The sequence below is a fragment of the Glaciimonas sp. GG7 genome (assembly GCF_052976905.1).
In genome coordinates this window covers 16,388-30,332 of the sequence record NZ_JBRIIQ010000050.1, presented here as the reverse complement: position 1 = coordinate 30,332, position 13,945 = coordinate 16,388, and the positions used below count along the sequence as shown (strand labels likewise).

Here is a 13,945-nt window from a genome sequence, read left to right as displayed (position 1 = left end):
GGTACTACAACGACTGGCTTTTCAATAACTGGTACTACAACGACTGGCTTTTCAATAACTGGTACTACAACGACTGGCTTTTCAATAACTGGTACTTCAACGACTGGCTTTTCAACAACCGGTACTACAACGACTGGCTTTTCAATAACCGGTACTACAACGGTTGGCTTTTCAATAACCGGTACTACAACGGTTGGTTCTTCAACGGTTGGTCTTATAACGGAACCAGGCTCGTCGTATTCTTCAAGTTCGAAATCTTCTGGATTGGTCAAAGGAACTTCTTCTGGTGTTACAACCACGCTAGGTTTTATAACTGAACCAGGCTCGTCGTATTCTTCAAGTTCGAAGTCTTCTGGATCGGTGAAAGGAACTTCTTCTGGTGCTACAACTGCGCCAACGTGTAGTCTCCAGGGACCATATGTCTTGATCGGATCAGGTTCGTCTCCTGATGTCCAGTGGGCACTTTGATAAATTTTACCTTTCCAGCTAACAAGTATCCCTGCCGAAGCGTAAGTTTGATTTGAGTCCCATGCCGCAGGCTGGTATGCGGCTGCGCTTTTTGCTGCTGATGATAACGATGTTGGTGCGGTTTGTGCGTTTGCATATTGCACACTGAGTGCCATCAAAATGGCCAGCGCGATATTGGTTTTTTTCATTACTTTGTTTCCTAAAGCAGGCTTTTCCATGCAGGATAAACATTCCCGCACAGTAAGCCTTTTACAATGATGCAGCTGGATAGCGCTGCCCTAGTGTCAAGTGAAAAATTTCACTTCGCAAAAAATGAAAACCTCTTTCACTTCGTGATGAACAAACTTTATTTCTATTAATTTGCCCACACGAAATTATGGTTTTCTCCGCATTGGAATGAAATAAGACAAGCGCCGTCGTTGAGTAAGAATATTCTTCATTTTTTTTCATTGAAGGCGCTCATACACACGCGGATCACATCTCGATAACGTGCAGTTACCACTGAGGAGATCAAACATTGACAGTCGGTGTGAGCGAAATAGGGGATTGTCTGAAAATCAGACTGTTGAATGGACGCTAGAATCGGGTGTTTAGCCGATGGACAAAGAATGGAGTATGTCTGTGATGTCTACGCGGTTTGTTACATGTGCAGACTTTGCCATATGGCTAATTTTTCGGCATAACGTAGCGTGTATGCAGGACTGCTAGACGGGAGTTGGATTATCCGATATTGGCTAGCCTGATCTTTTAATATTTTTAATCCGAGACGTGCAGCTGTGCTGCCATTGAAGGCAATCGTAGTGAGTTGGGGGAGGGTAGTGATTAAGCCATTAAGATCGTTATTGGCATGATGGCGGATTTTGCTATCGAGGCTACCTTCCCGGTATGCTTCTGCAACCACATCCCACAGTCCGATATGGTTCGCTAAAAGGGTTTTTAAGCGGTCAGAGTATTTAAGCGGCGGCAAATTAATCCCTATGATTTCGGATATCAAACGCCAAAATTGATTTTGCGGATGTGCGTAATATTCGCTGTGCGCCAGTGATAATTCACCTGGTAAGCTGCCTAATATCAACATACGAACATTGCGGTCTATGACCGGGAGGAAGCTGGATTTGAGATGCAATTGGTTACCTTCTATTCGGCTCTTTTTGGGTTCTGCGCGCTCAATGTCCGGAACTTAATTACTGTCGTCATAAGGTGAAATTCAGAGATTTAAAAATCCGATAAATCGACTACATCAGATTGCTAAGTAAGTTCGCATAATCATTTATACGTCATACATTTGCCTGGCCATACCGTCGTACTGTCTGCATAGAGGTACCCTTGTCTAAACAATTACGCGGTCTTACTTATTCGTAGATAATTTCTATCGTGGCCGAGCCATCAAGTTCGATCTTTTCAGATAAATCAAGTGTATTAGCGGGATTGATTGTTGGTGTGATGAGCCATTCCCCCGTCACCGAGGTAAGGGTTGTATCTTCTCTCCCAACCCCATTTCCTTTTTGAATAACGTGCAAAAAATGCTGATTGATTTCTTTAGTCGCTTTCCAGCTTTTTATTGCTTTTCCGGGATCCGACATAAGAAGCTGTGAGGGGCCCTTTACACCATCTATCATCATATCCGTGGCCTGAGTGATTTTGTATCTTCCGATACTATTTTTTTTATGTAAGCCCAGACCATATTCCCAACCATCTTTACTTCCCGACGCAATTTGATTGTCGTTGATTCTGAAGATAATTGAGGAAGCGCGAGGACAATGAATGCTGAAGCTGACAACCCCACCATCCAATTTTGTTGGCTTTGATGGATCATCATTGAGCTTAATATCTTTGAATACCAGATTGGCTCCGACCGTCACACCACAAGCGTTTGGCGTGATTTCTCCTTTGATGATGATTTGGCCATCGGTGTTGGCAAAAGAGCTGGTTGCAACGGCAGCAATTAACGAGCTAAGAAGGATTTTATTGATATTCATACATATATTGTTGACATGATTAACCGATCGTTAAAAAAGAAAAGGTTGCCAGGGTTGTCACAGATAATCTCTGATATCCAGGTTATTGAGCGCGTTACTAAAGTATAAAAATTGCACGTTATTACTGATAGTAGAATTCTCTTTTTGTTTCGCAGAAAATTGCTTTGTATATTGCGAAATTGAGCACGTTGGAATGCTTAAACAGATAAAAAAGAAGAAAGCTTGTTTCGTTTATTGACTGGCATCCATAATGCAACGGCGTTCCGTTATTACAAAATAAAAATGCCTCTGATGTTGAATCAGAGGCATTTTGAAGCAGGGATTATTGGCGAAGTATTTAAAGTACTAAATCATTTTTCTGATTTAATTATTGCTTTTTTTTCCCGGAGGTGCAGCTGACGCTGAGTAGTTGCTTACCTGCGCTCCTCGGTAAACTATTCCAATAATCTTTTGCCTTTTGTACGGCAACGTGTTCGCTATCAGCCCAGGTCAAGTGGTTGTAGCTATTCAAATGCTGGGTGACAACATCGACTTGTTTGAATTTGCAGCCCCAATAAAAGCCCTGTTCTTCAGTTTCTGTATTGTCCCAGGCGAAAGAGCTGGTCGAGGCGGCCGCAATCAAGGTACCGATAAGAATTTTTTTTAAATGCATACATTTACTTTCTTATAAATTAAATAAACGATAGGAGCGAAAAAATTTGTTCGCGTTGTTATCGATGACTTTTTACGCCAGAGAACTCTGGCGTTCTTAAATTATAAAAATTGAACATCGTTGTGGATATTGGAACTTTCTTCTTTTTTTACAGAGAATTCTTTTTTATGATTTGGACAAAAAAATGGGAGAGCTTAACGCTCTCCCATTTTTTATTCACACTGATTTATTGCCGCTATTATGAAACCGTACTGCGTTATTTTACTTTGCCGCCAATCCCAACAACATGTCATTGAGACGCTTAACGAAAGTCGCCGGATCGGCCAGTGCGCCGCCTTCAGCCAGCATGGCCTGATCGAACAAAATGTTCGCCCAATCGTCGAACTTGGCTTCTTCATATTTCAAGCGTTGCACCAACGGATGATCGGGGTTGATTTCCAGAATCGGTTTGGAGTCTGGTGCGTCCTGACCTGCCGCTTTGAGCATACGTAGCAGATTGCCAGACAACTCATTGGTGTCAGCCACCAGACAAGCCGGTGAGTCTGTCAGGCGGAAAGTGACGCGGACATCTTTGGCTTTGTCGGCCAATGATGTCTTCATCTTTTCGACTAGCTCTTTGAATGACGTTTCGGTTTCTTCATGCTGCTTTTTCTCAGCTTCGTCTTCGAGCGTGCCGAGATCAAGGCCGCCTTTGGCGACGGAGGCGAGTTCCTTGCCTTCAAAGTCCGTCAAGAACGACAGCATCCATTCATCGACACGGTCTGTCAGCAATAAAACTTCTACGCCTTTTTTGCGGAAAATCTCCAGATGTGGGCTATTTTTAGCCGCTGTGTAGGTCTCACCAGTAGCGTAATAAATCTTGTCCTGACCTTCTTTCATACGGCCGATATAATCGGCCAATGAGACGATTTGGGCATCGCTTTCAGCGTTGGTGGAGGCAAAGCGCAAGAGTTTGGCGAGGCGTTCTTTGTTGCCGGCATCTTCGCCGATACCTTCTTTCAGAACCTGACCGAACTCGGTCCAGAAGGTCGCGTATTTATCCTTTTGCGTTTGCTCATCATTGTTAGCCAACTCTTCGAGCATACTCAATACACGCTTGGTCGAGCCTTCGCGGATCACGCGCACGTCGCGGGATTCTTGCAGGATTTCACGCGAGACGTTCAGCGGTAAATCTGCCGAATCGATCACACCTTTGACAAAACGCAGGTAGACCGGCATCAGTTGCTCGGCATCGTCCATGATGAAAACACGCTTGACGTAGAGCTTGAGGCCGCCATGCTTGTTGCGATCCCACAGATCGAATGGCGCCCGCGCCGGGATATACAGCAACTGGGTATATTCGCTACGACCCTCAACCCGATTATGGGTGTAGGTCAGCGGCGCTTCGAAAGCGTGCGAAACGTGTTTGTAGAACTCAACGTATTGTTCCTCAGTGATGTCCGACTTGTTGCGTGCCCACAGTGCGCTGGCTTGATTGACGGTATCGAAGGTGTCCTGGACGACGGTTTCTTTTTTCTCTTCATCCCACTCTTCTTTCTGCATCAGGATCGGCAGCGAGATATGGTCTGAGTATTTTTGAATAATCGATTTTAGTTTCCAGGCCGACAGAAATTCGTCTTCTTCTGCGCGCAGATGCAAAATGATATCGGTGCCGCGGCTGGCTTTGTCGATGGCTTCGATACTGAATTCACCCGCGCCTTCGGATTCCCAGCGCACGCCTTCGGTAGTGCTGGTGCCTGCGCGGCGGGTTTCCACCGTGATTTTGTCAGCGATGATAAAAGCTGAGTAAAAACCGACGCCAAACTGACCGATCAATGCAGCATCTTTTTGCTGGTCGCCGGAGAGTTTTGAAAAGAATTCTTTGGTGCCGGATTTGGCGATGGTGCCCAGATGCGAGATAGCGTCGTCGCGGGTCATCCCGATGCCGTTGTCGGACACCGTGATGGTGCGGGCGGTTTTGTCGAACGTGACTTTGATCTTCAGTTCAGGATCATTTTCGAACAAAGCACCGTCGTTGATCGCTTCAAAACGTAATTTGTCGGCAGCATCTGAAGCGTTCGAGATCAGCTCGCGCAGGAAAATTTCTTTGTTGGAATACAAAGAATGAATCATCAGTTGCAGCAACTGTTTGACTTCAGCTTGAAAACCCAGGGTTTGCTTTTCGGAAACGGCCATCGTTGGTTACCTTTGAGTAGTTAATGTAAATAAAAAGAAATTTTTCTACAGTGCCGCATCGAGCTTCACTGCGGTCACCATAAAACGAGTTTAAAAAATGGGGCGTAAATTGGCTATTACAAGGGCTAGCTCGCAATACTATCGACCACATTCTTGCTCAAGAAAGCGCCAAATCCCAGGGTCTGACATAGCGGCGACGTTGATGCGCATACGGGATGACGGCAGTTGGTTAGGCGAAAATAAACTTCCCGGTGCCAACATAAAGCCCTGTGCGGCAGCTTTTTCGGCCAAAACATTGGTATCGAAACCGACGTCAACCCATACAAACATCCCCGCTGGGGTGACGATATCGACATTCATGCCCAGCCGCTCCAGATGTCGGATGGTTTTGTCGCGTGCGCTATCGAGCTTGGTGCGCAGGCGGTCTGCATGCTTGCGGTAATGGCCTTCAGACAAGATTTTGTAGACTACGCGCTCGCCAATTTCCGATGTGGTTAGCGAAGTCAGCATTTTACGGTCAGTTAAATGTTGGGCCATGCTGCGCGAGCAAGCCATGAATCCCACACGCAGATTCGCCGATAAGGTCTTCGAAAATCCGCCCAGATAGATCACGCGATTGAGTTGATCCAGTGTCGCCAGCCGGGTGGCTGGTTGTACCGCCGAGCCGGGATGCATATCGCAATAAATATCGTCTTCGACCAAGGTGAAGTCATGCTCTTCGGCAATTTTAAGAATCTGAAATGCTTGCGCGGCTGACAGCGAGGTCGAGGTGGGGTTATGCAGAACCGACACCAATACGTAGAGTTTGGGTTTATGGATGGCGGCCAACTCAGCCAGTTTGGCGATATCCGGCCCGTCTCCCAAACGGGGAATGCCAATCACTTTGGCTCCCAGCGCAGCAAACGATCCAAACATCAAAAACCACGAAGGATCATCGACAAAAATCACGTCACCCGGCTGGGTAAAGTGGCGCGCTACGATATCGAGCCCTTGGGTGACGCCGGTGGTGGTGACGATTTGCTCGGGTGTGACGGCAATTTCAAGTTCTGCCAGTTTGAGTTGCAATTGTTGGCGCAACGGCAAAAATCCTTGCGGATCGCCATAGCCGAGCAATTGACTGGAGTTCTGACGACTGATGGCGCGCAAGGCGTTGGCAATCAGATCGCCATCCAGCCATTCCACCGGCAGGGTGCCGCTACCCGGTTTTTTCTGAGTTGGCATTTGCCGGAACATACTGCGCACCAGCCAGACCACATCGATCAATGGCGTCGGAAATGGGTCTGATGGTGCGCCTTGATGGGCGTTAATCAACGGCGAGCGTTCGCGCACATAAAACCCCGACCCACGGCGCGACTCCAGAAAGCCTTTAGCGACCAGCCTGTCATAGGACTCGACGACGGTAAAGCGCGAGACGCCATTGAGATCAGCGTACTGGCGGATCGATGGCATGCGTGCACCGGTACGTAGCAGTTTGTCATCGATCCGTGTTTCGATCGAGCGGACAATTTGTTCAACGAGGGAAGTGTCTGCATCGCGTGAAAGTAGCTGCGGTGTGCTCAGTAAGCTTGGGACGGAGGGCTTGTTTGAAGTAGGTGAAGTAAGTGTATTGGTCATATTACCGGTGCAATATAAGTGATTAATTTATAAAGTGTATTGGTACTGTACCGTACCTGTCAGTTAGGATACACCTATCGAATTATTCCAATGATTATTTTCGGGTTGAGTGCGATGAAAAAGTTATTTATGAAAGATGCACATGCCTTTGTCAGCGGGGAAGTCTTGGCCGGGATCGCCAACCGCCCGTGCACTTTGCGGGTACTGGCCGGACGCGTCTGGGTGACTTGTGAAGGGGATGGTGACGATCATTTTGTCTCTGCCGGGCTATCGCTGGCGCTGTGCGCCGATCACTTAATCGTGGTCGAGGCGGATGCCGCCGTCTGTCAGGTCGAGATCGCCTGTGTCAATAATCGTGGCGCATTGACTGGCGCGGTACGAAGCCTTGGCAATCTGTTGCGGCAGCCTTTTCATCCTGCAGTTCAACCTCTGCCTGGCGGTGCCTTGTGATTCTCGAGTCACTATTTCCGCTTGCCATCTTTGCGTTCGTGTCCTCCATCACGCCAGGGCCGAATAACATCATGCTGACGTCGTCCGGGATTATGTTCGGCTTCACCCGCTCAATCCCGCACATGCTGGGGATTACCTTTGGGTTTGGCGTGCTGTTACTCATGTGTGCATTGGGAATAGGCAGTTTGTTGCTGGCGTTGCCATCGATACATGTGATCTTGAAAGTGCTGGGTTCTGGTTATCTGCTTTATTTAGCCTGGAAATTGCGCAAAATGTCGTTCAAGGCAGATCCGAGCGGCAACATGCAGCCGATGTCATTCTTTTCTGCCGCGCTTTTTCAATTTGCCAATCCCAAAGCCTGGGTTATGGCGATTACCAGTGCGTCGGCTTTTCTGCCGGTAGTGCAGCCATTTTGGTTGGCGCTTGGCTTGTATTGTCTGGTTTTTAGCGCGATTAATTTGCCATGCGTGAGTGTCTGGGCTGCTGCTGGTTCTGTATTACGACGCTATCTGGCGCAAATATTATGGCAACGCGTGTTTTGCACAGTGATGGTATTGCTGACGATGTATACCGCGATCTCGATTTGGCTTTAGGTTGGAAATTTTCCGCAAAACCGAGAGTAGATTTGAGATAATCATCGCTTCGCAGTCGGAAACCCGATGCAGTTGTATTTTTACCCACCCATACCGGAGTATCAGATGTCTGTTTACGAAAAACTGAAAGCCCTCAATATCACCTTGCCAGCAGTCGCCACACCCGCTGCGGCCTATGTTATGTACGCTCAAAGCGGCAACAATGTTTTTCTCTCAGGCCATTTGGCCAAAAAAGACGGCAAAGTATGGGTCGGTCAATTGGGTAAAAATATCAGCACCGAAGAAGGCAAGGAAGCGGCACGCGGTATCGCTATTGAATTAATCGCTACGTTGGAAGTCGCTTGCGGTGGTGACTTGACGCGGGTGAAGCGGATAGTCAAATTGATGAGTTTAGTCAATTCAACGGGCGACTTCACCGAGCAACATCTGGTCACCAACGGTGCCTCTGAATTGCTCGCTGAAGTATTTGGCGATCAAGGCAAGCACGCCCGCTCGGCCTTTGGCGTGGCGCAAATTCCAATGGGTGCTTGTGTTGAAATTGAATTAATTGCGGAAATTGCATAAATTTCAGTAAGTTTTATGATTGTGGCGACGGCCACGCCCTGTAGTCAACGCCGCAATTATTAGTATAAATATAAGAGACCCGTGATGAAAATTGAGAACCCCAACCCACTGAAATGGCATTTTTCGCAGCGCGCACAAAAACTCCAGGGTTCCGCTATCCGCGAAATTCTGAAGATCACCATGCGCCCTGAAGTGATCTCTTTTGCCGGAGGCTTGCCTTCGCCAGCCACTTTCCCGATCGAACAGATGAAGGTGGCCTTCGACAAAGTGTTGACGCAGCAGGGCAAGGTTGCGCTGCAATACGGCCCTACCGACGGTTACGGCCCCTTGCGCGAATGGGTCGCCAATTCATTATCAATGAACGGCTCGATTATTTCGATGGATCAGGTCCTGATGGTTTCCGGCTCGCAGCAAGGGTTGGATTTGCTAGGCAAAGTATTGGTCGACGAAGGCAGCAAAGTATTGGTCGAGACGCCGAGCTATTTAGGCGCGTTACAGGCTTTTTCGTTGTATGGACCTGAATTTGTATCGATTCCGACCGATGATGGCGGTTTGATTCCTGAGCAGGTCGCAGTCCTCGGAGAGGGCGCACGGCTACTCTATTCCCTGCCAAACTTTCAAAACCCAACCGGCCGCACGATGTCGGTCGAGCGTCGTCAGGCCTTGGTAGAAATCTGCGCCCGAATGCAAGTGCCGCTGGTTGAAGACGATCCGTACGGCGCACTCAGCTATCGTAGTGAACCGTTGCCGAAGATGCTTAATATGAATCCGGATGGCGTCATCTATATGGGTTCGTTCTCTAAAGTATTGACGCCGGGTATCCGTCTTGGTTATGTCGTAGCGCCCCGCGCATTGATTGATAAGATGGAGCAGGCCAAGCAGGCAACCGATTTGCATACTGCGCAATTGACGCAAATGGTGGTCCACGAAGTGATTAAGGATGGCTTTCTGGATACGCATATTCCGACGATTCGGAAGCTGTATTCGGATCAATGCGACGCCATGCTGGCCGCATTAACAGCTTATTTTCCCAGCAGCGTCACTTGGACCAAGCCTGAAGGCGGGATGTTTATCTGGGTGACGTTGCCCAAGCATATGGACAGCAGCGTATTGCTGCAAGAGGCGATCAAACAGCACGTCGCCTTTGTTCCGGGTGCCCCATTTTTTGCCAACACTCCCGAATCAAATACGTTGCGTTTGAGTTTTGTGACAGTGCCGCCGGCGAAGATTCGTGAAGGTATTGAAATTTTAGGTAAGTTGATTACTGCTAAGTTGTAATCGTTGCAAACTGAAACGCCGATCACTGCTTTAGGCACTGATCGGCGTTTTGCCATCTGTCAGAATTTACAACCCGTCCCCTTTTTATCCATCAGCAACAAAAACGGTGCCAGTAAGCCACCGGGTAATGCTGCAGGTGCTAAGCAATCAGAGCGGCCTGTAGCTTCCACAGCGCGGGCAAACGGTGTCTTTCCATCGTGGGCGTAAAGTGGTTTGGTACGTAGCTGACCGACCGCCAGCTGATCCCTTTCTGCATCAATATCTTTGACGATTTTCCCCACGTTTTGACGAATTTGATCGATGTTGATGGATTGTCTTTTGGTCGGATGCGCTGTCGTATCCGTTGGGAGGGAGATAGTGGGCGTCGCAGGCTGGGCAGGAGCGCTGCTTTTTAAGGTGGTTGATGCCGATGGATGTTTCGGTGATGGTGCTGCCAGAACAGGCTTGAGTACGGGGGCAGTCGGTACAGAGGGAATGAATTGTATGCGTACTTCTAGTGGCTTCAAGAGAGCGGTATCGCTAGCCTTGAGCTCAGCGCGATAATCTCGAAAGAAAAAAATCAAAAGCGCATGCCCAATCAGCGACAAAATAAGTATCGTGCTCACACTGGATATGCGATTGCGGGAGGGATGGTCTGGATTGCCGGTTGCCGAACTCATTTGTCATCCATCTACGAGATTGCGCTAGTTTTACGGAAGCTCCCCGAGATCTGGCGCGCAATATAAATGCCATCCCCCCTCCGCCTACGGACGCTTGAGACAATCAGATGGTAGAAGCGTTCACATCATTTTGCGGGTAGGGCACGCAATGCGCGATTGATACATTCTGGCGAACGAAGATGATGCCAATAAAGTTAAAGGCGTCGCTAATTAGCGGTTTTCTGGGTGCTGAACAAGAAACTCAGCTTTTTAGTAGCCCTGTGCTGCTTGATGTAACTTAAATTAATCACTCTTTAGGGAAAACAAAATGACGTAAGTTGACACCAAAGTACTGACCGTGCGTGTGCCACTTCTATTGGTCGAAAAAGTGGATCAATTAGCGGTACGCCGGGAGCGCTCACGCGACTCGATCATGACGCAAGCTCTATCGGCCTGGATTGAGCAAGAAGAAGAGCGCAGCCATCTGACGCGCGAAGCATTTTCTGATGTGGATACGGGTCATGCCGTTGATCATCAAACCTTGCAAGCGTGGGCCGATCGTCTTAGTAGTGATACACCGTTGTCGGTGCCGCGCTGATGCGTAATATAAAAAGGGGGAGGCATAAAAATGCCTCCCCCTTTTTATCCATCTAATCTCCAACAATCAATACTCCAACCGCCATCCACCAGCCTTCAAACAAGAATTGACCGCCGCGCCCCTCGGCGACTCATTCGTATCAATCTGAGAATACGAAGGTGGGTAATACACGCCCGGTGTGGTGTTGCAGTACGTTCGGCGGTTGTTGCCATCTCCGGAATCTCTGCAGACCGTATTGGAGGGACTTTGATAACCCGGATTGAGTCGGTTGACGATCACGGTCGGATAGATTTGTGCGGCTTGCCTTTCGCAGGATATTTTGTCGCGATAAAAATCGCTTTCGCCTTTGTATGGATGAGTCCAGGTAGCGCAACCTGTCAGCATCAGTGCCAATAAGGCAATCAAGCCTGTGTAAATTTTATGTCGCACACTAAATCCTTTCAATGTTTGTGATGACTTATGGCTGTCGGTGCAACTTGCTGGCGGGGATTATACCTGCGGCGTCAACGTCAACGGCTTGAGTTTCGACTCAAGCAATTTACCCTTACGCGCACGTTTGCCTATGTGCGGTCCCAGACCATTCGCTGATAGTGCGACCTCTTGCACCTTGCCGCCGCGACCAATGCCGGTGACTAAGACACCACGTTGACTGATTGGTTGCGCAGCCAGCAGTTTTTCTGCATTTTCCAATTCCATCAAAATCACCCCGCGACCGCCGTTGGTGAGTGCTTTGCATTCGTCCAGACCAAATACGAGTAATCGACCTTTTTCCGACAAGCAGGCTACGGCACCAGCGTTTGCACCGATAGGACGGGGCGGCAACGATTCGTCGCCGTCATCGAGCGTGATGTAGGCCTTGCCCGCTTTGACACGGCTGAGCATATCGCCCACTTTGGCGGTGAAGCCGTAGCCTCCGGATGAGGCCAGTAACAATGTAATATCTGCCGTTCCTGCAAAGTAATGCAAGATACTGCTGCCGTTGGCGAGGTCGATTAGCGTGGTAATCGGGATGCCATCGCCACGGGCATTGGGCAGCGCGGCGACCGATACGGAATAAATCCGGCCGTTCGATCCGAATACCAGCAAGTTGTCCGGCGTGCGGCATTCAAAGGCCGCGTACAACGCGTCGCCCGCTTTGAAGGTGAACTGGGCGGCATCCTGACCGTGCCCGCTACGTGCGCGTACCCAGCCTTTTTGCGAGACGATGACAGTGACTGCTTCGTCGATCACCTTGGCTTCTACAACGGCTTTTTCTGCCGCCTCAATTAAGGTACGGCGTGCATCGCCGAATTGTTTTTGATCGGCTTCAATTTCTTTGATCATCAAGCGTTTCATCGATGATGGATTCTGCAGCAGATCTTCCAGACCTTTCTTTTCATCGCGTAAAGCCGCCAGCTCTTGCTGAATCTTGATGGTTTCCAGTCTGGCAAGCTGACGCAGACGGATTTCAAGAATGTCTTCGGCTTGACGATCGGACAGGTTGAAAGCGGTCATCAGGGCCGGTTTCGGCTCATCGGACTCGCGAATGATCTTGATGACTTTGTCAATATTGAGCAGGATCGCTTCGCGACCTTCCAGAATATGGATGCGGTCTTCCACCTTTTTGAGTTTGAATTCAGAGCGGCGGGTGATGGTGGACAAGCGGAAGCTGATCCACTCGCGCAAGATCATGCCCAGACCTTTTTGACGCGGACGCCCATCGCCGCCGATCATCACCAGATTGATCGAGGCGCTGCTTTCTAGCGAGGTATGCGCCAATAGCATGTTGGTGAATTCGGTCTGATCGAGATTTTTGGATTTCGGCTCAAACACCAGACGCACCGGCGCATCACGGCCAGACTCGTCGCGTACTGCATCGAGCACTGACAAAATGGTTTGCTTGAGCGCCATTTGATCCGAGCTTAGTGATTTTTTGCCAAGCTTGATTTTTGGATTAGTAATTTCTTCAATCTCTTCCAGCACTTTTTGCGAAGAAGTGTTGGGCGGCAATTCGGTCACCACCACCTGCCACTGACCACGCGCCAGCTCTTCAATTTTCCAGCAGGCGCGTACTTTCAGGCTGCCGCGACCGACTTCGTACATGTCCGAAATGGCCGTCGCCGAACTGATGATTTGACCACCGCCGGGAAAGTCCGGGCCGGGGATCATTTCCATCAATTCCGCGTGTGTCATAGCCGGATTGCGAATCAAGGCGACGGTCGCCTTGGCTACCTCGGTCAAATTGTGCGATGGGATTTCGGTCGCCAGACCGACGGCAATACCGGATGCGCCGTTGAGCAACACAAACGGCAGACGCCCGGGCAGCAGCTTGGGCTCGACCGTTGATCCATCGTAATTCGGTTGAAAATCGACCGTCCCCATGTCAATTTCATCGAGCAGCAATTTGGCAATCGGCGTCAAACGTGCCTCGGTATATCGCATCGCCGCCGCGCCATCGCCATCGCGGGAACCGAAATTGCCCTGACCATCAATGAGCGGATAACGCAGCGAGAAATCCTGCGCCATGCGCACTAATGCGTCATACACCGACTGGTCGCCGTGAGGATGTAATTTACCCAGCACATCGCCGACGACCGCGGCGGATTTACGCGGCTTGGCGGTGGCGTTGAGGCCCAGCGCGTTCATTGCATACAAAATACGGCGCTGTACCGGTTTTTGGCCGTCGGAAACATCGGGCAAAGCGCGGCCTTTAACGACCGAGATGGCGTAGTCCAGATAGGCGCGTTCGGCGAAGGTGGCGAGGGTCAGCGCATCACCGGGCTCCTCGCTCGGGTTGTCATTTGGATCGGCATCGGGCGGCTGGGGTGGCTCCGGTGGCACAACTGGCGGCAGGTCAAACAAATCGTTTTGGTCGGTCATGAAGGTTCAGAGTAAGGTTCAGAATTATGTGAGTCGTTTATTCAGTGATGGCTGTCATCGCCACAGGCAGGGTCGGT

General features: G+C 49.4%; 14 protein-coding genes. 5 read left to right on the top strand and 9 right to left on the bottom strand.

Annotated elements, in window-relative coordinates; all coding sequences use genetic code 11:
• From ACVBEF_RS12875 to ACVBEF_RS12850, 6 genes are all read right to left on the bottom strand, one after another.
• Window positions 1-686, bottom strand: a 686-nt coding sequence (locus ACVBEF_RS12875) for a carbohydrate-binding protein (protein ID WP_447124344.1), incomplete at its 3' end; no start/stop codon positions are given.
• A 422-nt stretch (window positions 687-1,108) separates the two neighbouring features.
• Window positions 1,109-1,594: a DNA-deoxyinosine glycosylase gene (locus ACVBEF_RS12870; protein WP_447124343.1), complete on the bottom strand. Its 486-nt coding sequence runs from the start codon at window positions 1,592-1,594 to the stop codon at window positions 1,109-1,111.
• 226 nt (window positions 1,595-1,820) lie between these two features.
• Window positions 1,821-2,447, bottom strand: a complete 627-nt coding sequence (locus tag ACVBEF_RS12865) for a hypothetical protein (RefSeq protein ID WP_447124342.1) — start codon at window positions 2,445-2,447, stop codon at window positions 1,821-1,823.
• 367 nt (window positions 2,448-2,814) lie between these two features.
• Window positions 2,815-3,099 (bottom strand): hypothetical protein, encoded by a 285-nt coding sequence (locus tag ACVBEF_RS12860; RefSeq protein WP_447124341.1) that lies wholly within the window; start codon window positions 3,097-3,099, stop codon window positions 2,815-2,817.
• Between the two features lie 261 nt (window positions 3,100-3,360).
• On the bottom strand, window positions 3,361-5,274 hold the full coding sequence (gene htpG, locus ACVBEF_RS12855) for a molecular chaperone HtpG (RefSeq protein ID WP_447124340.1): 1,914 nt from the start codon (window positions 5,272-5,274) through the stop codon (window positions 3,361-3,363).
• A gap of 138 nt (window positions 5,275-5,412) precedes the next feature.
• Window positions 5,413-6,888 carry an aminotransferase-like domain-containing protein gene (locus ACVBEF_RS12850; protein ID WP_447124339.1) on the bottom strand — a complete coding sequence of 492 codons (1,476 nt, stop codon included), beginning with the start codon at window positions 6,886-6,888 and terminating at the stop codon, window positions 5,413-5,415.
• A gap of 129 nt (window positions 6,889-7,017) precedes the next feature.
• On the opposite strand from ACVBEF_RS12850, the gene ACVBEF_RS12845 reads away from it, so the two are divergent.
• The 4 genes from ACVBEF_RS12845 (at window position 7,018) to ACVBEF_RS12830 (ending at window position 9,773) form a co-directional block, all read left to right on the top strand.
• Entirely contained in the window at window positions 7,018-7,338 is a 321-nt protein-coding gene (locus ACVBEF_RS12845) for a DUF2917 domain-containing protein (protein ID WP_447124338.1), read from the top strand.
• Window positions 7,338-7,931 carry a LysE family translocator gene (locus ACVBEF_RS12840; RefSeq protein ID WP_447124345.1) on the top strand — a complete coding sequence of 198 codons (594 nt, stop codon included), beginning with the start codon at window positions 7,338-7,340 and terminating at the stop codon, window positions 7,929-7,931. The genes ACVBEF_RS12845 and ACVBEF_RS12840 overlap by 1 nt, the downstream gene beginning before the upstream one ends.
• A gap of 105 nt (window positions 7,932-8,036) precedes the next feature.
• Complete coding sequence (locus ACVBEF_RS12835; RefSeq protein WP_447124337.1) at window positions 8,037-8,495, top strand: RidA family protein; 459 nt, start codon at window positions 8,037-8,039, stop codon at window positions 8,493-8,495.
• An 84-nt stretch (window positions 8,496-8,579) separates the two neighbouring features.
• Window positions 8,580-9,773 (top strand): aminotransferase-like domain-containing protein, encoded by a 1,194-nt coding sequence (locus ACVBEF_RS12830; protein WP_447124336.1) that lies wholly within the window; start codon window positions 8,580-8,582, stop codon window positions 9,771-9,773.
• A gap of 59 nt (window positions 9,774-9,832) precedes the next feature.
• Here ACVBEF_RS12830 and ACVBEF_RS12825 read toward each other — a convergent pair whose 3' ends face one another.
• On the bottom strand, window positions 9,833-10,432 hold the full coding sequence (locus ACVBEF_RS12825) for a hypothetical protein (protein ID WP_447124335.1): 600 nt from the start codon (window positions 10,430-10,432) through the stop codon (window positions 9,833-9,835).
• 337 nt (window positions 10,433-10,769) lie between these two features.
• Between ACVBEF_RS12825 and ACVBEF_RS12820 the strand changes: the two genes are divergently transcribed.
• A complete protein-coding gene (locus ACVBEF_RS12820) occupies window positions 10,770-11,009 on the top strand; it encodes a CopG family ribbon-helix-helix protein (protein WP_447124334.1) in 240 nt (79 codons plus the stop codon).
• A 66-nt stretch (window positions 11,010-11,075) separates the two neighbouring features.
• Here ACVBEF_RS12820 and ACVBEF_RS12815 read toward each other — a convergent pair whose 3' ends face one another.
• Window positions 11,076-11,438 (bottom strand): hypothetical protein, encoded by a 363-nt coding sequence (locus ACVBEF_RS12815; protein WP_447124333.1) that lies wholly within the window; start codon window positions 11,436-11,438, stop codon window positions 11,076-11,078.
• A gap of 60 nt (window positions 11,439-11,498) precedes the next feature.
• Window positions 11,499-13,868 carry a DNA topoisomerase IV subunit A gene (gene parC / locus ACVBEF_RS12810; protein ID WP_447124332.1) on the bottom strand — a complete coding sequence of 790 codons (2,370 nt, stop codon included), beginning with the start codon at window positions 13,866-13,868 and terminating at the stop codon, window positions 11,499-11,501.
• Window positions 13,869-13,945: the final 77 nt, after the last annotated feature.

Excerpts from the sequence above, each read along its gene's own strand:
- ACVBEF_RS12865 (WP_447124342.1), bottom strand. The coding sequence starts at position 2,447 with ATGAATATCAATAAAATCCTTCTTAGCTCGTTAATTGCTGCCGTTGCA.
- ACVBEF_RS12860 (WP_447124341.1), bottom strand. The coding sequence starts at position 3,099 with ATGCATTTAAAAAAAATTCTTATCGGTACCTTGATTGCGGCCGCCTCG.
- htpG (WP_447124340.1), bottom strand. The coding sequence starts at position 5,274 with ATGGCCGTTTCCGAAAAGCAAACCCTGGGTTTTCAAGCTGAAGTCAAA.
- ACVBEF_RS12850 (WP_447124339.1), bottom strand. The coding sequence starts at position 6,888 with ATGACCAATACACTTACTTCACCTACTTCAAACAAGCCCTCCGTCCCA.
- ACVBEF_RS12845 (WP_447124338.1), top strand. The coding sequence starts at position 7,018 with ATGAAAGATGCACATGCCTTTGTCAGCGGGGAAGTCTTGGCCGGGATC.
- ACVBEF_RS12835 (WP_447124337.1), top strand. The coding sequence starts at position 8,037 with ATGTCTGTTTACGAAAAACTGAAAGCCCTCAATATCACCTTGCCAGCA.
- ACVBEF_RS12830 (WP_447124336.1), top strand. The coding sequence starts at position 8,580 with ATGAAAATTGAGAACCCCAACCCACTGAAATGGCATTTTTCGCAGCGC.
- ACVBEF_RS12825 (WP_447124335.1), bottom strand. The coding sequence starts at position 10,432 with ATGAGTTCGGCAACCGGCAATCCAGACCATCCCTCCCGCAATCGCATA.
- parC (WP_447124332.1), bottom strand. The coding sequence starts at position 13,868 with ATGACCGACCAAAACGATTTGTTTGACCTGCCGCCAGTTGTGCCACCG.